The sequence below is a fragment of the Pseudoalteromonas sp. QJM3NY_22 genome (assembly GCF_056173065.1).
Genome location: NZ_JBWBTZ010000002.1, coordinates 148926 through 168745 on the forward strand (window position 1 = coordinate 148926; position 19820 = coordinate 168745).

General features: G+C 39.3%; 14 protein-coding genes and 2 pseudogenes. 6 read left to right on the top strand and 10 right to left on the bottom strand.

The genetic code is table 11. From position 1 onward, the window contains the following. Positions 1-49: 49 nt before the first annotated feature. The gene (locus tag AC0VZ4_RS21005; RefSeq protein WP_475442022.1) at positions 50-2401 is read right to left on the bottom strand and encodes a TonB-dependent receptor; all 2352 of its coding nucleotides are present in this window, start codon (positions 2399-2401) and stop codon (positions 50-52) included. A gap of 219 nt (positions 2402-2620) precedes the next feature. Between AC0VZ4_RS21005 and trhA the strand changes: the two genes are divergently transcribed. After that, positions 2621-3250: a PAQR family membrane homeostasis protein TrhA gene (gene trhA, locus AC0VZ4_RS21010; protein WP_197121451.1), complete on the top strand. Its 630-nt coding sequence runs from the start codon at positions 2621-2623 to the stop codon at positions 3248-3250. A gap of 251 nt (positions 3251-3501) precedes the next feature. Next, entirely contained in the window at positions 3502-4620 is a 1119-nt protein-coding gene (locus tag AC0VZ4_RS21015) for an SEC-C domain-containing protein (RefSeq protein ID WP_475442023.1), read from the top strand. 220 nt (positions 4621-4840) lie between these two features. Here the strand turns inward: AC0VZ4_RS21015 and AC0VZ4_RS21020 are convergent, their stop codons facing one another. Then, positions 4841-5152, bottom strand: coding sequence for an MGMT family protein (locus AC0VZ4_RS21020; protein WP_475442024.1), 312 nt, complete (start codon positions 5150-5152; stop codon positions 4841-4843). Further along, on the bottom strand, positions 5142-6038 hold the full coding sequence (locus tag AC0VZ4_RS21025) for a LysR family transcriptional regulator (RefSeq protein WP_475442025.1): 897 nt from the start codon (positions 6036-6038) through the stop codon (positions 5142-5144). The genes AC0VZ4_RS21020 and AC0VZ4_RS21025 overlap by 11 nt, the downstream gene beginning before the upstream one ends. A gap of 122 nt (positions 6039-6160) precedes the next feature. On the opposite strand from AC0VZ4_RS21025, the gene AC0VZ4_RS21030 reads away from it, so the two are divergent. Beyond that, positions 6161-7243: an efflux RND transporter periplasmic adaptor subunit gene (locus tag AC0VZ4_RS21030; RefSeq protein WP_007376342.1), complete on the top strand. Its 1083-nt coding sequence runs from the start codon at positions 6161-6163 to the stop codon at positions 7241-7243. A gap of 2 nt (positions 7244-7245) precedes the next feature. Then, complete coding sequence (locus AC0VZ4_RS21035; RefSeq protein ID WP_475442026.1) at positions 7246-10314, top strand: efflux RND transporter permease subunit; 3069 nt, start codon at positions 7246-7248, stop codon at positions 10312-10314. 109 nt (positions 10315-10423) lie between these two features. Here the strand turns inward: AC0VZ4_RS21035 and AC0VZ4_RS21040 are convergent, their stop codons facing one another. Together AC0VZ4_RS21040 and AC0VZ4_RS21045 are read right to left on the bottom strand one after the other, a co-directional pair. After that, positions 10424-10756, bottom strand: coding sequence for a PBPRA1643 family SWIM/SEC-C metal-binding motif protein (locus AC0VZ4_RS21040; protein ID WP_007376345.1), 333 nt, complete (start codon positions 10754-10756; stop codon positions 10424-10426). Positions 10757-10903: 147 nt separating this feature from the next. Beyond that, positions 10904-11386, bottom strand: a pseudogene (locus AC0VZ4_RS21045) (IS5 family transposase); the annotation flags it as partial. Between the two features lie 64 nt (positions 11387-11450). Here AC0VZ4_RS21045 and AC0VZ4_RS21050 point away from each other — a divergent pair. Continuing rightward, positions 11451-12619 (top strand): IS3 family transposase gene (locus AC0VZ4_RS21050; RefSeq protein WP_420713787.1). Its coding sequence is split into 2 segments (ribosomal slippage): positions 11451-11697 and positions 11697-12619, totalling 1170 coding nucleotides; the frame shifts between segments, so codons are not numbered across the junction. Between the two features lie 31 nt (positions 12620-12650). Here the strand turns inward: AC0VZ4_RS21050 and AC0VZ4_RS21055 are convergent. Continuing rightward, positions 12651-12932: pseudogene (locus AC0VZ4_RS21055) on the bottom strand (transposase); the annotation flags it as partial. Positions 12933-13127: 195 nt separating this feature from the next. On the opposite strand from AC0VZ4_RS21055, the gene AC0VZ4_RS21060 reads away from it, so the two are divergent. Then, the gene (locus AC0VZ4_RS21060; protein WP_475439694.1) at positions 13128-14387 is read left to right on the top strand and encodes an IS256 family transposase; all 1260 of its coding nucleotides are present in this window, start codon (positions 13128-13130) and stop codon (positions 14385-14387) included. Between the two features lie 352 nt (positions 14388-14739). On the opposite strand, the gene rluF is transcribed toward AC0VZ4_RS21060, so the two are convergent. The 4 genes from rluF to AC0VZ4_RS21080 all read right to left on the bottom strand — a co-directional run bounded on the left by rluF (position 14740) and on the right by AC0VZ4_RS21080 (position 19802). Further along, the gene (rluF, locus tag AC0VZ4_RS21065; protein ID WP_475442027.1) at positions 14740-15777 is read right to left on the bottom strand and encodes a 23S rRNA pseudouridine(2604) synthase RluF; all 1038 of its coding nucleotides are present in this window, start codon (positions 15775-15777) and stop codon (positions 14740-14742) included. Positions 15778-15863: 86 nt separating this feature from the next. Continuing rightward, positions 15864-16934, bottom strand: coding sequence for a DUF418 domain-containing protein (locus AC0VZ4_RS21070; protein ID WP_007376347.1), 1071 nt, complete (start codon positions 16932-16934; stop codon positions 15864-15866). 30 nt (positions 16935-16964) lie between these two features. Then, a complete protein-coding gene (locus tag AC0VZ4_RS21075; RefSeq protein ID WP_475442028.1) occupies positions 16965-18179 on the bottom strand; it encodes an EAL and HDOD domain-containing protein in 1215 nt (404 codons plus the stop codon). Between the two features lie 90 nt (positions 18180-18269). After that, entirely contained in the window at positions 18270-19802 is a 1533-nt protein-coding gene (locus AC0VZ4_RS21080) for a glycogen synthase (RefSeq protein WP_475442029.1), read from the bottom strand. Positions 19803-19820: the final 18 nt, after the last annotated feature.

The window sequence follows — 19820 nt, forward strand, 5'->3', positions numbered from 1 at the left end:
AAAAGCCACTTTGCAGTGGCTCAATTAAAATATCAAGTAGTTAAATGTATTATTGTTCGCCAAACCCAAGAGTTAACTCAATACCAACAAAGCGAGGTGCTCCTGCAACAAATGTTGGGTTGCCAAATCCTCCTCCAGTATTACCAGCATCAACTAAGTACTCTTTATTTAATAAATTACTGGCAAATACACTAACAGCCCAATCATCACCACTTGCAATTCCTAAGCGCGCACTGACTAATCCAAGCCCAGATTGGCTAATATCTAAGCCTGATATTGGCGCATTTGCTGGCTCAAAAAACACTTCAGAGCGGTAGCTATATATTAAAGAGCTCGTTAAATTAAATGAGTTTGACAATTCTGTTGAATAAAACAGCCCCGTACTAAACGTCCACTCTGGTTGTAATCTAAATTTATTGCCTGCGAGGTTACCGTTATTACTGTCATCATCTATTTCAGCATCAAGGTAAGCCGCATTGGCAAATATCTCAAACTCATTATTAATTAACGCCCTTACTTCAGCCTCTGCGCCAACATTAGTGGCAGAGCCCGCATCAGCAGAAAACGCAACGCCTTCATCATCCTGTAGCGTAACCTGAAAGTTAGAGTAATCTTGATAAAATACAGCGACAGAGTAATCTAAACGCCCGTCAAGCGCTTTGCCTTTAATACCAGTTTCGTAGTTCCAAATAATTTCCGCTGGAACTTCTGATATTGAGGCTTCAACATTCCCTTGTTCGTCGTTAGCTGAACTTACTTCAAGTACTTCCGAACGACGCCCTTTTGAAATAGTCGCATACATATTTGTAGTAGGGTTTATTATATAAAGCGCATTAAAACGTGGCAGCCAATCATCATAATCAGCATCGCCATAGAATGTTTCACCATTAGTATCAACCGTAAACAATGGCGCTTGCGTCAAAACACTATTGGGTGCAGCAGAGCTATAACCACTGCGCTTTTCTTCTTTTATATAACGAAGACCCGCTGTTAACTCCAGTGCCTCAGTTGCAGCATAAGTTACATCAGCAAACGCTGAGTACGCTTTGTTTTCACCATAGTTTGTAAACTCTAATGAATATGGCAACTCGTTTATTGCACCACCTGTTAATGCTGGCGTTAAAATATTAACGCTACCATCATTATTAATACAAGGAACACCTGAACCCAATACGCCTAAGCAATTTAAGAATATAGACTCCTCTGTACTAAATGGAATACGCTGGCTACCCTCTTCTTCAAAGTAACTCACACCAAAAATACTAGTAAACTTATTCTGCGTATAAACAGCGCGTAATTCTTGGCTAAATTGGTCGCCCTCTGCAGCTTCTGCAAATTCTAAAAACCATGCTTGTGTACCATCAGCATCAAACACTTCTAAAGAGTCAAAATTACGCCCTGCAGTAATTGAGGTGATTGTTAAATCGTTACTTACATCCCAATTTACAGTTAAATTTAAATCGTTAACTGTGCGCTCTACACCTAAGTCTTTTTTTCCAAACACAGACTCTGCATACGGACTACCTGGCATTTCAACAAAACTATATGGACTTGTATCACCACCGGTTGGTGCATAAAGCCCATTTTTAAAAGATGTACCCGAGTCATCATTTTTTTCATACGTATACACCAAATCAATCGTTACATCGTCACTAGGTGTAATACGTAAAGACGGACGATAAGAAAAACGCTCAATAGCATGCATATCATCTTGCTTAAACCCAGCCGGATTTTGGGAGTTACTATCTCCTGCAATATTTTTTATAAACCCATCACGTTCACGATAAGTAAAAGCAACACGGCCTTGCATTAAATCATTACCACCCGTTACAAAACCACTAACACCTTTGGCCGAGTAATTACCAACGGATGCTTTTAATTGAGCCGAAAAACCTTTTTCTGGTTTACGTGTTGCTACACTAATAGCCCCCACAGAAGCTGCTGTTCCAAACAGTGTCGCTTGTGGTCCCTTAACAACTTCAATCCCTTCTACATCAAAAAGCTCAAAGTATGAGCCACGAGAGCGTGATACATCTGCTCCGTTATAATAAATAGACACACGAGGGGATGATTGAGACGACCCACTATCAGACGTAATACCACGAATTACAAAGCCTGGGTTGTTAGGGCTTTGCTCTTGAATAACAAGCCCCGGTGTTATTTCAGATAAAGTGTCGAGTTCGCCAATACCTAAGCTTTCTAAAAAGTCGCCATCGTAGGCACTTATTGTTACAGGCACATCTTGTATTGATTGCGCACGCTTTTGAGCAACAACCACTATTTCATCAAGTTCTTTATTTATGGTTTGATCTGCAAAACTATTTGTTGATGTAACGCAAATCATCGCCACAGACAATTTAGTAAGTTTAAGAAAAGGCCGTGTTGTTAATTTATTTTTCATGTTTTTCACTGTTCGTCCGGTTAATTGTTTTTAGGAATTACCGGTAATCTAACGAACTATTACGACTTTTTTACGTCTTATTAATTACGCATTGGTTAAATTGATGTTTCAACTTTATGAAAAATAATAAATTATTATATTTATATAAAAATTATAAGATTGAAAAACTCAGCGTACACTTGTACACTAAAATTCATTCAAATAGTGGTAGGATCTGTCATGTCGTTAGAAGCGCCCTATTCTAAAAAAGAAGAACAACTAAACGTAATTAGTCATGCACTTGGTATTGTATTTGCCGCATTTGTTATGTGGGATTTATTTAGCCAAGCCACCAGCACTAAAGCGTATATTAGTACTGCAATTTATGGCAGCAGCTTATTTGTGCTGTTTTTGTCGTCCACTTTGTACCACGCCAGTATTCAACCACGCTTAAGAGCTTTTTATAAAAAGTGCGATCACTGCGCCATATACTTATTAATTGCCGGCACCTACACTCCCTTTTTATTAATCTCATTAACCGGTGCTTGGTCATGGGCCACACTTACATTTATTTGGACTGTGGCACTGGCGGGCGTTGCGTACAAAGTATTTGTAAAAAACGGCAATAAAAAAATATCACTCGCCACCTACTTGCTCATGGGTTGGTTTGCACTGGCTATTGTATATCCGCTTTATTCAAGTGTTGATGTAAAAGCACTTTACTGGCTACTTGCCGGCGGTATTTTTTATAGTTTAGGCACTTTTTTTTACAGCGCTAAAAGCACCCAATTTAGCCACGCTATTTGGCACTTATTTGTTATTGCTGGGTGTGTTTGCCATTATATTTCAATTAGTAATTATGTTTATTAGGCAGGTAAAGCCAATTAGAATGGTCTGGTTCGAGCGATAACCGGACATTGAGATTTGCTTAATATCGTCGTTAATTGATTGGTTAAATAGCATTTGATAGCAATATCTTAGGTAATTTGTTTAAACTGTAGAAAGTAGAAAATGAGCGTGATATCGGCAGAAATATGTACGATTTACGCATTTTAAAATTGTAAGAGATTTGGTTCAATCATCACATATTTTGCAAGCAGACAGGAAGTGAGTGGGAATACATGAAAATAGGACGAAATGAAAAGTGTTGGTGTAATTCTGGTAAGAAGTTTAAACATTGCCATTATGGTCGTGAAAATGAAGCTCCTATTAGTAAAGGTGAAGCAATTGGGCATACAAAGAAAAACTCATCAAGAAAATTATGTTACGTTTCGCCTGATTTAAAACATGAATGTAGTAAAAAAATTATTAACGCTCATACCATATCGAAAAGCGGTAGCTTGGAAGAAATTGCAGATGAAAGTAACCATGTATTGGGCTTAAAAATAAACTTACCAAATATAATGATAAATAAAGGTAAATTAATCCCAGAGAAAATCGGAATTAATCAAGCTTCGACGTTTAAAGGGTTTTGTTCTACTCATGATAAGACGCTTTTTGCTTGTATAGAAGACAGGGTGTTTGTTGGAGATGAAGAGCAATGTTTAGCTCTGATGTACCGTTCAGTTGCAAAAGAGCTGTATGCTAAAGAGGGCATGCTTAATACATCTGAGTTTATTAAAGGTGGTGATAGAGGTAGGCAACCATTAGAGCAAATGTTCCTGCAGAAGTTTGCAGCTGTTCAACAGCTGGGTATTAATGCTGCTATCAAGGAGCTTTCCGAGCTAAAGCATCAACTTGATGATCAACTTCTTGGTAACACAACTGGTAATTTATCTCATCTGATTATCGAATCGTCAGAACCTATGCCTGTGGCTGTTTCATCAATTGTTGCACCAATAAGTGATTTTTCTGGCAACTTTATTCAAGATTTAGGAGATTTAAGTGTTGATGCTCAGCAACTGATTTTCAATTCATTTTCTAGTGACGGGAAAGGGTATGTAGTTTTTAGTTGGGTAAAAGAATCAAAAAAAGTTTTAGGCTTCATTAATTCACTATTGGCCATAGATGAAAGTAAAATTTTTAGCGCACTAATTAGGTTCTTTTTCGCAGTAGCAGAAAATACTTTTACTTCCCCTTTATGGTGGAAGACGTTAACGAGTGAACAAAAAGATAAAATACAAAAACTTATAATGTCAGGTGTTAACCCAATGGAATTCGAGCCAAGCAGCTTTTTAGTTGATGATGGTCTTGAATTTTCTGGATGGGAAATTGCTGCACTTCATAAAACAAATTTTTAGAAAGTTGTTAAACGTCTGCTTCTGGCACTCTCCAGCCAGTTGACAACATAAAATATTGATAATAATTGGCAAGGTATTTTACTGTGTCGGATGGCATGGCGAAGCCACTTATCCGACCTACGTCAAAAGGTAGATTGCTTAAGCCGAAGGCGCCACCCAACAGAGTATCAATTCACGCCTAGAGGTCAGCTATGGCACTTACCTGCCAATAATAGTCATATCACTCCCACCTGCACTCGCGCATATTCACTTTGTCGTTTTTAAACAGTACGCCTTCTGATAATAACTTTTCGCGTTGTTCTTGGTATTTTTCGCTACCTGCAGGGAATGATATTTTACCTTGGCTATTCACTACCCTGTGCCAAGGTATAATTGAGTCGTTTGGCATCATTTTTAATAAGCGCCCCACCAACCGTGAGTTTTGCGGGTAGCCCGCAAGAGCTGCAACTTGCCCGTAGCTTGCTACTTTTCCTGTTGGTATGCCTGCGATAACAGTATAAATGAGTGTTTCTTTATCAATATCAGCGTTCATTTAAATACGCCTCACTAAGTACTCTAAATTGCTCCCATATAGTGCGCGCTACAGGGCCATGGTGCACTGCATGTTGTCTAAAGGCTCTAATTTGTGCACTAAACTTATGCTCACGGTCAGTTATGTGTATTTCTTGAAGTAAGCCTGCTTTTATTTCAGGGTCGCAGTGCTCTAGGCTCATCATTGCCCAACCCGCGCCTGAGAGTAAAAACGATTTTAAGGTCGATACATCATCAATTTTCATCATGGCCGAGCCTTTTGAGTACGATAGTCTGTCACTGTCGATACTCAAGTCACTTTCAAACATGGCTAAACACGGATACGTTTGCAGTTCGCTATAGGTTAGCTTTTGAGGAAGTACGCCTTTAGCGCTGACAATGCCAATATCGAGCCTGCCTATGGGTACACTTTCTAAATCGCCTGTCGCATGGAATAAATCAAACCACGGGCCAATGCCTAATTCGGCTTGCCCATTATTTACTTGCTCTAACGAAATAAAGCGCTTCCCGCTTGTTAAGCTAAATTCCGTGCTGGTAAACAACCTAAAAGTATTACTTATGATCTCGTTGTAACTTTGCATATGGCAAAGTTGTTCGTAACAAATTCTAAATTGGGGCTCATTCCCGAGTGCTAATTCTTTAGCAAGCTGTGCTAACTCGCCGTTCGCATGCAGGAGTTGCTGCGCCTCGCGGTGAAAAATACGCCCTTTTTCAGTAAGCTGTAATCGGTACTTACTTCTATCTAGTAACTCAAATCCTATTTTTTCTTCTAGTTTTTTAATAGCAAGTGTAAGCGCGGGCTGCGTTTTATGTAGCTTTAGTGCTGCCCCACTTAAGCTTGCGCTTTGCACTATGGCATCTAAAATTATTAATTGATTCAGCTTCATATACCGCTCTGCAACATTATAAGTAAAACTTATTGAGTTTCTAAAATTTAATGATTTTTATTTTATATGTTTGCAGCGTATGCTGCACTTAATTATTTTGCCATCACTGCAACGGAGAAGACATGAAACTCTTTCGTCTATGTTTATTAACAACGACCTTACTTAGCTTAATAGCCTGTTCTGAGCCAGAACAACAAGTTAAAGAAGAGCCCATTCGCCCTGTTAAATTATTCAACATAGGTCATGATTCTCAAATTAACATTCGCAGCTTTCCTGCTGAAGTTGTTGCAAACCAAGGGTCATACCTTGCTTTTAGAGTAAATGGCGAGCTTGTAAAATTTCCTGTCTTAGCAGGCGAACATGTAGAGAAAGGCCAACTATTGGCAAAGCTCGATCCTGAAGATTTTGAATTGCAATATGATGATAGAAAAGCTAGGTATGAACTTGCAAAATCTCAACTTAACCGGATAGAACAATTATTTGAAAAACGAATTACTAGCCAATCAGAGCTCGATAAAGCAACTGCTGATATGCAAGTTGCTGAATCAGCATTCAAAATAGCTGAAACAAACCTTGAGTACAGTGAATTACGTGCTCCTTTTAGTGGCATCGTCGCTAAAGTATTTGTTAAAAACTTTGAAAATATTCAAGCGAAGCAAAATATATTACGTTTAGAAACCCGCGATTTAATGGACGTTGAAATACAAGTTCCTGAAAAAATAGTTGCACGCTTTAATAAAGGCACTAGCTACCAACCTACTGTTAAATTTGACGGTTACGACGACAAAGAATACACCTTAACGATAAAAGAATGGGATACGCAAGCAGACCCTGCAACACTTACTTATAAAGTTGTTTTTTCTCTGCCTGTACCCGATGACTTTAATTTACTTGCTGGCATGACAGGCAGTGTACTAATTGATTTGAGTAAAGTAACTAACTCACAAGTTGCTTACACAATTTTACCTATAGAATCCGTTTTTTCTGATCCTCAAGAAACCATTAAAAACAATGCATATGTTTGGCTTTACGACGAGCAAACAGGTCAGGTTCATAAGCAAGCGGTAGAAATTGGTCAACTTCATCGCGACGGCATTGAAGTACTAAGCGGCATTAAAGAAGGTCAAATAGTTGTGGCTGCGGGTGTACACTCAATAAAAGAAGGAATGAAGGTACGCGCGTGGAATAAAGAGCGAGGCTTATAACAATGAGCTTTGCACAACTCTCTATAGAAAAAAAAGTAATCAGCTGGATGTTTACGTTGCTGCTATTAATTGGTGGTAGCGTATCGTATTTTGATTTAGGGCAATTAGAAGACCCTGAATTTACACTCAAAAAGGCCATGGTTATAACCATGTACCCAGGTGCTTCACCGCAACAAGTTGAAGAAGAAGTAACCTTCCCTATCGAAAATGCGATTCAGCAATTACCTTATGTCGATTATGTAACGTCAATTTCGTCAAATGGAAAATCGCAAATTACAGTAGAAATGAAAAGCACCTACCGTAAAGAACAACTGCGACAAATATGGGATGAAATGCGTCGTAAAATTAATGATCTCTCCCCCTCATTACCTACCGGTGTCTACCCAAGTATAATTTTAGATGATTTTGCCGACGTATACGGTGTGATGTATTCGGTTACAGGCGATGGCTATTCGTATGATGAACTTAAAGATTACGTAGACTATTTAAAGCGCGAGCTGGTACTTGTTAAGGGGGTTAGTAAAGTTACCGTTGCTGGAGAGCAGCAAGCACAGGTTATGGTAGAGATATCGACTCGTAAATTAGCGCAATTAGGCATAGCTCCTAGTCATATATTTCAACTTTTACAATCGCAAAACACGGTATCAAACGCGGGTAAAATTCGCGTAGGCGATGAATCAATCCGTTTTCATCCAACGGGTGAGTTTAAAAATGTAAAAGAGCTTGAAACGCTACTGATTTCAAAAACAGGCGCAAGTGAGCTAATTTACTTAGGTGATGTAGCCAAGGTACACAGAGAATATGCCGAAGTACCAAGTAATATTATTCGCTACAATAATGAACAAGCATTATTAATAGGTGTGTCATTTACCTCTGGTGTTAACGTGGTTGATATAGGCAAGCATATAGATGAACACTTGGCATCGCTTGAGTATCAACGACCACATGGCATTGATATTAGTTCGGTATACAATCAACCTAAAGAAGTTGAAAAGTCAGTTGATGGATTTATTATCAGCTTGGTTGAAGCTATTGCGATTGTAATTGTGGTTTTGCTTTTGTTTATGGGGCTAAAAAGCGGCATTTTAATTGGTGGTATTTTACTACTGACCGTACTAGGTACGTTTATATTTATGAAGTTGTTTGCTATCGATTTACAGCGCATATCGCTTGGGGCACTTATTATTGCACTAGGGATGCTGGTTGATAACGCAATAGTAGTAACCGAAGGGATACTAATAAACCTTAAACGTGGCCAAACAAAACTCAAAGCAGCAGTTAATATTGTTGAACAAACTAAGTGGCCTTTACTAGGTGCAACAGTCATTGCGGTAACCGCGTTTGCACCAATAGGTTTAAGCTCTGATGCCAGTGGTGAATTTGCCGGTAGCTTATTTTGGGTGCTGTTTATTTCGCTTTTATTAAGTTGGATAACAGCTATTACATTAACGCCATTTTTTGCCAATTTGATGTTTAAAGAAACTCAATTCAAAGGCGAAAATGACCAAGAAGATGAAGACCCATACAAAGGCTTTATTTTTAATGGCTATAAGGCTGTATTAGATTTTTCTCTACACTTTAGAAAAACCACGCTTATATTAATGGTTGTTTTACTGTGTACTGCGGTTGTTGGTTTTGGCTCTGTAAAACAGTCATTCTTTCCTGCCTCTAATACACCTATGTTTTATGTAGATTACTGGCAAGCACAAGGTTCTGATGTTCGCTCAACCCTTGAGGGAGTTAAACAGCTTGAGGCGTTTTTACAAAAAGAAGAACTCGTTGAAGAAGTAACAAGTACCACAGGGCAAGGCGCACCGCGCTTTATGCTTACCTACGCGCCAGAAAAGTCATACCCAGCTTATGGCCAATTGATTGTTCGTGTTGCCGATAGGGAAGCTGTTGCCACTATAATGCAAAAAGTCCGTGATTATTCAAATCAGTATGCGCTTTCTGCACAACTTAAAATTAAACCAATGGAAATAGGCCCTTCTACCGATGCCAAAATAGAAGCCCGTTTTTCGGGCCCTGATCCTGTTATTTTAAGGCAACTGGCCGCTAAAGCCGAAGAACTGATTGGTAACGATGATGGCGCATACAATATTCGTAATGACTGGCGCGCACGTACCAAAATGATTCGCCCACAGTTTAACGAACAAAAAGCACGCCGCTTAGGCATTAGCAAATCAGACTTGGATGATATATTACTCACCAGTTTGTCAGGTAAGCAAGTAGGTGTATATCGTGATGGTACGCAGTTGCTGCCTATTATTGCACGATCCCCGGCTAACGAGCGCTTAAACGTAGAAAGCGTTCACGACCTTCAAATATACAGCCCAGTACTTGGTGTATTTGTACCAGTAACCCAAGTAGTAGACGAGTTTATTGTACAATGGGAAGACAGCCTAATAATGCGCCGCGACCGTAAACGTACTATTACTGTGATGGCCGATCATAATGTACTCGGCGATGAAACCCCAGCTAAACTATTTGCGCGTATTCGCGGCCCAATAGAGAATATGGAACTGCCACGTGGTTACCAACTGGAATGGGGCGGCGAGTTTGAGTCATCAAGCAAAGCTCAAAAAGCAATATTTGGCTCTTTACCATTAGGTTACTTAGCTATGTTTGCAGTAACTGTATTATTATTCAACTCAGTTAAACAACCTTTGGTAATTTGGGCAACCGTGCCTCTTGCTATTATTGGCGTAAGTGCAGGGTTATTGATTATGAATACACCATTTAGCTTTATGGGTTTGCTTGGTTTGTTAAGCTTAAGCGGTATGTTGATCAAAAATGGGATTGTGCTGGTCGATCAAATAAATCTCGAATTGAGTGAAGGTAAATCGCCTTATGAAGCCGTATTTGACTCTGGTGTGAGTCGTGTACGCCCAGTTGCTATGGCCGCTATAACCACTATTTTAGGTATGATCCCGCTGCTATTTGACGTGTTCTTCCAGTCAATGGCGGTAACCATAATGTTCGGTTTAGGCTTTGCCACCATACTAACCCTCATTGTAGTGCCAGTACTTTACACGGTTATATTTAGAATTGATTACGAACCGCGTAAGTAGTTAAACATCTAATCGGTTAACATAAAAAAATGCCACTGGCTCAAGGTCAGTGGCATTTTTATTTAATACCGATGAAAAAAGAAAGGCCACATATTGAGTGGTTAATAAATTAGCCGCAACACTTTTTGTATTTTTTGCCGCTACCACATACACAAGGTGTGTTACGCTCTGGTACTTTATCAAATACTTGTGGTGTTGACTTGCTAAGCGCAAAGTCTAGTTCGCGAATATCTTCTGGTACGTCTGCTTTAACTTCAATCGAAGCAAACAGCGAATGCTCTGCTAATATTGCTTGTACTTCAGATTGTCGTTCAGCCGAGTTTACAATTAATGTTAGCGGATGTAACTCTGTCCCTACCTTTGCGGTACGTTTTGGCGAAAATCCGCTACTGTTATTTTTACCCATTATATCGGGCTTACCCATAAAGAAAAACTTTGACATGCTACTTCTATAACCTTTCTACATTATTAAGACGGCGCATCTTAACAGCTTACCCAACATATAACTAAGTGTACTTGTTAATGCACAATATAAATTAGGCTTTACTGTATATACGCCTAGGGGCTGTTGATCTTTGTAGTATATATATTAATCAGCCCATATTGGTAGCCACATCATAGTGAATGCTAAAGCGAGCATGGAATGATAATTCCGCTCAAGCTTTTCATACCGTGTGGCTATCCCTCTATATTGTTTGATCCGACCAAAGGCATTCTCAACTAAGTGCCTATATTTGTACATGCACCAGTCAATATCTTCATTACCCACTAAACTGTTATCCTTGCGTGGAATAACGGGTGTAGCGCTATTGTCACGAATAAACTCTCTTAGTTTTTCACTATCGTAGCCTTTATCTGCGACAACAACATTACTCGTTGGGCAATTGGCTACAAGTGACTCTGCATGGACGATATCATGCGTATTTCCACAGGATAATTCATAATAAACAGGCAATCCTCCGCTATCTACTGCAAGATGAATTTTAGTCGAATTACCACCTCGACTCTTACCGATTGATTCATTGTCAGCGGTTCTTGCACCGCAACTATGCTGGTGAGCCCTGACAATACTTGACGTGGTTTAATGGATTCGACTACCCCAGTTAAGAGATAATCAACTTAACTGGAGATCGATAATGACAAAACGTAAAAAGTATTCCAAAGAATTTAAACTTGATGCTATCGCATTAGTTGTTGAGCAAAACTACTCACAAGCAGAAGCCTCTAGAAATTTAGGGGTAAATCCCAACATGCTTGGTCGCTGGATAAAAGAAGCTGAAAATGATGATGGGCATGCTTTTAGAGGGAACGGTAATTTAACCCCTGAGCAAGAAGAGATCAGAGAGCTAAAAGCGCAAGTGAAACGCCTAGAAATGGAGCGTGAAATATTAAAAAAAGCGACGGTCTTCTTTGCCAAAGAAACGAAGTGAAATATTCGTTCATAACCCAATACAAGAAGACCTGGCCTGTGGCGACAATGTGCCGAATACTGGGTGTAAAAAGTAACAATTACTATAGTTATCAAAAGCGATTCTCAACTAAATCAGAGGATCCAACACATCAAGAAATGATTGATTGTGTCAAGGACATAGCGCACTTCAGTGATAATACTTACGGTGAAAGGCGTATTCAGAAAGTCTTAAATGCACTCGGTTTTCCGGTGAGTCGTTACAAAACAGCACAGCTAATGAAAGAGGCAAATGTCTGGGTGCGTTATAAAAAGAGATACAAAGTGACAACGAATAGTGAGCATAATAAGCCTATTTATCCCAATGTACTTGAGCAAAACTTCAACGTTGAAGCAGCTGATCAAGCCTGGGTACAAGATATCACTTATGTTTGGACTGCAGAAGGTTGGTTGTATCTGGCGGTAGTGATTGATTTATATTCGCGAAAAGTCGTTGGTTGGAGCATGGGCTCACGAATGAAAGCGCAGCTTGTCTGTGACGCACTGACTATGGCGATGTGGCAACGCCAGCCCAAAACAGGGTTAATTATCCATTCAGATCAAGGGGTTCAATATGCAAGCCACCAATATCGTAAATTGCTCAAGTCAAATGACTTCATTGGTAGCATGAGTAAGAAAGGCTGTTGCTGGGATAATGCTGTTGCAGAAAGCTTCTTCGGTAGTTTGAAGCAAGAGCGCGTGCATTGGAAAAACTACCCAACGCGTTATGAGGCTCAACAGGATGTAATGAATTACATCTGTATGTGGTACAACAGTCGTCGCTTACATTCGTACTTAAATTATCAAAGCCCAAATGACTTTGAAGAACGAATCGAAACATTAGATATGGTTTCTTAACTAGGGTGACTGAATTTAGTTGACCACGTCAACTGCCATCAATAAAGATCCAATCCATATCAGCATAGTGGGATAACACTCGAAATAATTCATTCAAAATATCTTTTTTGGACCATAAATTAAATCGTCTATAAATAGCACTCCACGAGCCGAAATAAGACGGTAAATCTCGCCAAGGAATACCGGTACGCATCTTATAGAGTATGCCTTCGAGCGTTTTTCTATGCTCAGGCTTATTATAAATTCGACCACTTAAGTGCATTACTTTTGATAAGACATTCCATGTCGCGTCTGTTAACATTAATCTTGGCATGAGGGTTCGTGTAATGTTTTTTAGCGAATTCAATTATACCTTATCCTTATGCTGTTTGTTTTTTATACCGCAAAGATCAACACGCCCTAATATAACGAGAGCTATAGTCGTTTCTGGTGTATGAGAAAAAGTCATTGCGATGTAATCTGTTAATTGATCTTGACCGGATCAACAATTAACCAGAGAGACATCGCAATGACTGAAAATGATAATGTTATTTCCATTGAAAAACCAGACAATCCGTTAGAGCAGTTGCTTAAAAGCGGGGCGCAGCAGTTGTTAGCTCAAGCGATTGAGGCTGAGTTGGCTGTTTTATTGGCTCAATACCAGCATGAGACCGTCGAGGGACTTCAGCGGATCGTCAAAAATGGTCACCAGCCTGAGCGTACGATCCAAACAGGCCTTGGTGATATTGAGGTCAAAATACCTAAAGTCAGGGATCGAAAAAAGGAAGGCATTAAATTCAATAGTGCCTTGATCCCGCCTTATCTGAAACGGACAAAAAATATCGAAGAGCTGATCCCATGGCTCTATTTACGAGGAATTTCGACGGGTGATATGCAGCCCGCTTTAGTGTCTCTTTTAGGCGAGCAAGCCAAAGGTTTGTCGGCCAATAGTGTCTCTCGGTTGAAATCCACCTGGGAAACGGAGTATCAGCAGTGGTCTAAACGTTCCTTGGCTAAACGTCGATATGTGTATATCTGGGCCGATGGGATTTACAGTAAAATTCGAATGGATGATAAGCTGTGCTTACTGGTAATTATGGGGGTAGATGAAACGGGCAGAAAGGAGCTATTGGCGGTGGTTGACGGGGTTCGTGAGTCTGAGCAGAGCTGGACTGAAGTGTTAAATCAACTGCGCTCACAGGGTCTAACAATACCACCAAAATTGGCCATAGGGGATGGTGCGCTGGGGTTTTGGAATGCCCTCACCAAAGTATGGCCAACAACCCAACATCAACGTTGCTGGGTGCATAAAATCGCGAATGTGCTAAACAAAGTGCCGAAATCAATGCAACCTAAAATCAAAGCGAATTTACAAGATATCTGGATGGCAGAGAGTCGAGCTTCTGCTTATAAAGCGTATGATTTATTTGTTAAAAATTACTCAGTCAAATACCCAAAAGCGACGGATTGCTTGATGAAGGATAAAGATGAAATGCTGGCATTTTATGATTATCCTGCTGAGCATTGGATGCACATAAGAACGAGTAATCCGATAGAGTCAACGTTTGCGACGGTAAGGCTGAGAACGCATAAAGTGAAGAGTTGTGGCAGCCGGACAACCACCTTAATGATGGTTTTTAAACTCGCGCAGTCGGCAGAGAAAAAATGGTACCGCTTGCGAGGATTTAAGCTACTGGCTGAAGTAATTACAGGGGTAAAATTTAAAGACGGCGAAAGAATAACTCAAGATCAAACAGAGCATCAAGATGAGCTCATACACCAGATTTGACAATAACTCATATAACGACATAAATAAGCTATTTAATGGATTTAAAATAGAGATTTAGACAAACCTTAAATTCGTAATAGAGTGAAATTACGCTGACTCAGCTTAGAGACATTTTAGTATCTAATATCAATCCGTAATAATACTTGATCAATTTGAGGGCTTAAGCCTGACGCTAACTGTGTTAAAAACTTCTGATATACGACTGCATGGATGCAGAAGGTAGAGCAATGCAGGGGCAATTACTGATAACAACTAAATAAGAAATTTTTGCCTTGTTATCGACACTATTTCTTACCTCAAAATAGCACACTTAATTAAGCTAAGTGGTATAACACCACCACTTAGCTGCACATTATTTTTTTAAACTGAGAATACGGCCTGAGCTTGGTTGTGAGTCTGATTTAGCATTAGACGACTTATTCTCTTTAATACTTTTTGGCTTACCAACATACGTGGTAGAACGCTTTTGATAAGGTGCTTTACTGCGCTCATTTTTGCGCTCGCCATTAGCATTACTACGCTCAGAGTTGCGATTTGAACTTCGCTCAGTATTACGCTCGCCACTTTGTTCGCCTTTATTAAAACGGCGAGGGTTTTCACCCTGAAAATCACGTTTTTTGGGAGCCGACGGCGTATTATTTTCTGATTGTTTGTTAGTATCAAGCGAATGCTCTTGGGTTTTACCTGAGTCAGAAATTGAGTCGTTTATTTGCGCCATTTCAGTATCAGACAAATGACGCCACTGCCCTACCTTTAAACCTTTTAGTGTTACGTTCATTATACGAGTGCGCTTTAACGTAACCACTTCGTAACCTAAATATTCACACATGCGGCGTATTTGGCGGTTTAAACCTTGGGTAAGTACTATTTTAAATTCTTTAGGGCCACTTTGCGTGACTTTACATTTCTTAGTGACGGTATCTAAAACAGGAACACCATTAGCCATTTTTGTAACAAACTGACGATTAAGCGGTTTATCCACCGTAACAACGTATTCTTTTTCGTGATTATTGCCCGCACGCAAAATTTTATTAACGATGTCGCCTTCGTTAGTTAAAAATATAAGCCCTTCAGACGGTCTATCTAAGCGCCCTATTGGAAATATACGCGAAGGATAGTTAACTGCTCGTATAATATTACTTTGAATTTTACTTTCGGTAGTACACGTAATACCAACGGGTTTGTTGTAAGCGATATAAACGCGCTTTGGTGTGGCTTTAAGTGGCTTGCCATCAATTAATACAACATCGGTAGCGGCTACTTTTACGCCCATTTCTGGAGAGTAGCCATTAACGCTGACACGACCCTGCTCAATATATTTATCGGCTTCGCGGCGTGAACAAAATCCTGTTTCACTAATAAATTTATTTAAACGTTTTAATTCGGTCATGGCACTTATAGCGTAGTAATTTTTAAGGCGAGTAGTGTAAACCACCCACACTATTTTTTCGCCCCTAATTTAGAATTTATAGGTGTTTAAGCATTAATTTTTGCTTTCGTTAATTTACGCCATACAAATTCAAGCGGGCCTTGATTAAAATAGCGGCTGTATATAAAGGTAAATATGAGCTGCATTACAACTAATGCCGTTGCCAGCACCCAGTAATCAATACGATCAAAACCGAGCACCCAGTGTGTAAATAGCACTTTATATAACAATAGTTGCATGAGTGTTTGGCTAATATACAAGGTAAATGCTAAGCGCCCTGTTTGCTGAATAAGCTTGCCAACGTGTGCGCTGTTATTGCAAAATTTAACAATTAAATGAATATACAACGTCGCCATTCCAAGTGCCGCAAACATATTTATTAACTCTTGTATGGCATACATAAAGCCACTACTGTATTGCGAGGTATAGAGCCTAAATGCACTCAAGATCGTGGTTGCAATAACGATTGTTACTAGCTGTTTTGTGCTTAAGCCTTCACTAAATACCCCCTGTTTATACAAGTAAATACCAATGAGCATAATCCCTGCACACATCCACAAGGTCATTATCGGCACTATAAATACCATTAATGCATTCATACCTAAGTTAGAAATAAAATAATCAAAATAATGTGGGCTATATAAAGAAATAAAATCTTGAGAGTCGCGATAAATAATATCCACAGGTGCACTATACATAACCAGCCCAGTGGTGATGCCACACAGTAAAATAAATGCAAGACCTCGCTTCAAAAGTAACGCATTATCGCTTTGTAGGTATTTCAGAGTAAACCAACCTGAAATGCCATAAACAAATAAAATATCACCAGCCCAAAGTAAAAACCCATGTGCTAAACCAAACAGTATTAACCAGTAAAGCCTACTTTTTAACTGCACATCAGACTTATAACGTTGCCATTGAATATAAAGCCCAGCCCCAAACAGCAAACTAAACAGCGTTCTAAAACGACCGTCTACAAATAAGGTACTAAAAATATAAATAATAGAGTCACTAACAGGGGCATTACTGTGCGCAATGTAGCCTAATTCAAAAACACCAAAAGCATAGCTATTCATGTAAACTAAGCCCAGTACAGCTATGCCACGAATGAAGTCCATATTGTAATTGCGCATTAAAGCTAGTGTCCGTTAAATATTGTTCTTATAGCAGTCGGCCCAATTGACCGACTGCTGGTAGAGTGCAGGCAGTATAGCATCGTCTATATTCAACAAAAGCCCAGCTTGCTCTAGCGCCCACCAGCTTCCAGTTTCGTATGCTCTAACAACGTTTAAAATATAGTAAAGGTTATTTTTATCATTTAATAATGCCGCTTTTATCTCATCTGGAAAAGGCAGCTTTTCAACGAGTAAGCTCATCGGTTGATCAAGTATTGCATCAAGCAATGAAAATAAACCGGTTAAAAAAGCCTCTCCAGTTTGGCTCTTTGCTACATTTTTTGCTAAAAGCTCACAAAAACGAGCACGAACAACGCAAACCTGCATTAGCTCAGCAGGTTTTTTTCCTGCTGTATGAGCGGTAACAATAAGGCTCACAAACTTTTTAAGACGATCATGCCCTAAATAGACAAGTGCTTGCTTTAATGACGATATTTGACTTTGTATAGGAAAAACACCACTGTTTATTAAACGCAGTAGTTTATATGCAAGGGCGGCATCTAGCTCAAACAACCCAGATATAACTTTTATATCTGGGTTTGGCTTCATTATTTCAGCATAAATAGCGACAACTAACCCATAATTATAATCGATATCGTTTTGCTTGATCATAGTGGGTTTTGCAAAAAAATAACCTTGGAAATAATCAAACCCCATATCAAAGGCTAATTTATAGTCGTCTTGTGTTTCTATTTTTTCGGCTAATATTTTTATTTGTTTATGTGCTTGCAGCTTTTTAACGATGGGTTGTATTTCGTTAAGCGGTGTCATTCTTATATCAAATTTTATTAATTTGACGAGCTTTAAAAAACGATCCCACTGTGGTTTATACACAAAATCATCGAGTGCGAGTTTATAATTACTATGAAATAAACCTCGGCATAGTTCGTAGTTATCATCGTTTGGCTCAATGGTTTCAAGTAGTTCGATTACAACATCTTGGCAAGGCAAAAAAGCGCATAAGTCGAGCTTCAATGATTCAGGACCAATATTAATGAGTGCTTTTTTACCTGATGTAATATGGCGAGTACCTAAGTTAAGTTGATTCTCCATAATAAGACGAGCGGTCGCTTGGCCTTCTGCAATATCAGGAAAATAATTTTTAGGGCTATCACGAAAAAGTAGCTCGTAAGCTACTACATTTTGACGACGATTAAATATTGCTTGCCTTGCAACAAATACAGACACATTACCTACTTCTTGTTTTTTACATCAGACTAAGTCATTAAACATTAAAGCGATACAATTGTCACTGAACTTTGCAAAGCACGTAATAATTTACCTATATAAGGTTGTTATATAAGCAGTTGCGATTTGCGTCCATGAAAAACGGGCTTGCTCAGCACCCTTTTTTACTTTATGCCACTTTTGAGGTTCTTGCTTTTTAATTGAGAGTGTTTCGTCTAAACAGGTGATTAAATTACTAGCTTGCATTGCTAATGTGTCGCCACTAAAACTAAAACCATTTTCATTATGCTGAACGGTGTCTTTTAATCCGCCAACACCATGCACCAAGCAAGGCTGTCCCGCTCGCATTGCAAGCATTTGACTTATACCACATGGCTCAAACGAACTTGGCATTAAGAACAAATCACCTAGTTGATACATTAAATCACCAACACCTTGACCATAACCTTGCAAAAATAAAAGGTTAGAATTGCGTGCCATCGCTTTAGTAAAAAGACTTTCAAGTTCTTTGTCACCCGAACCTAAAACAATGAATCGACCACCGTATTTATTAACTAGTTGGCAAACGTTATCAATCGCTAAAGTACCGTTCACCTGCTGGCACAACAACAAGACTTTTTGCTCTGTAAGTCGGCCTACACTTGTTACTAATGGGCCATTATTTGCTGCTTTAAATTGCTGTAGTCGCTGGTGCGCAATATAATAACCACTTTGAAGCTGCTTATGGTTACTCATCCAGCTAAATAAAGTGTTCTCTATTTTTTTATATAAAGTATTTAAGTCTGCATTTTCATTTGTTAACTTAGGATACTCACAGCCATTTAAAATACCAACCAGCTTGCCTTGTTCTACCGCATTTTGCAGATCTTGCTCAAGCCCTTCGCCGCCAAAAAAACCATGTTCATAATTACTTGGTTTAAGTACTTCTTGGCTATAGGTTGGTGATACAACATGTACTTTATCGCATAGGTTAATGGCACTGCGCATTGGGTTAAAACAATGCGGATAACGTGGATCACATAAATGTTGACCGTTATAACTAAGCGAAGGAAACCATGCTTCTAGACTCGAGTCATCGTGTTTAAAAGGCCTTATTCCCTGCAGCGCTATGTTATGTACAGTGTAGGCTATGTGTATGTTATTTAGTGCGCTATAACGTGGCTCAAATTTAATTAAAACAGCAACACACGCGCTGTGCCAATCATGCAAATGTAATGCATTAGGGCGTGTAAGTACCCCTTGTAATAAAGCCTCACAAACTGCGCCATTAAATAAAGCAAACTTGGTTGCATCCGTGGCAAACGGCCTACCGGGTGCATCGTTGCAGTAAACAGTGCCTGATTCACTAAACAATGGGTGGCTAATAATAATTTGGCTGACATTACTTTGCGTTTGTCGTACTTTAAAAAGTGTTAAAATATGTGGCTGTGCATTAAAAGCAACCGTTACTTCACCAAGATAAATACGCTCAATAAACGCAAAGCCGTAATCAGGAATAACAACATCTACAGTTACACCTTGCTCTACCAACGCCTTTGGTGCATCACGCACTACATCAGCTACTCCACCTACTTTAGCGCCTGGTAACGCGTCGTTCTCTGCTGCAACCATTAATACATGCATTAATTTACTACTTCCTTT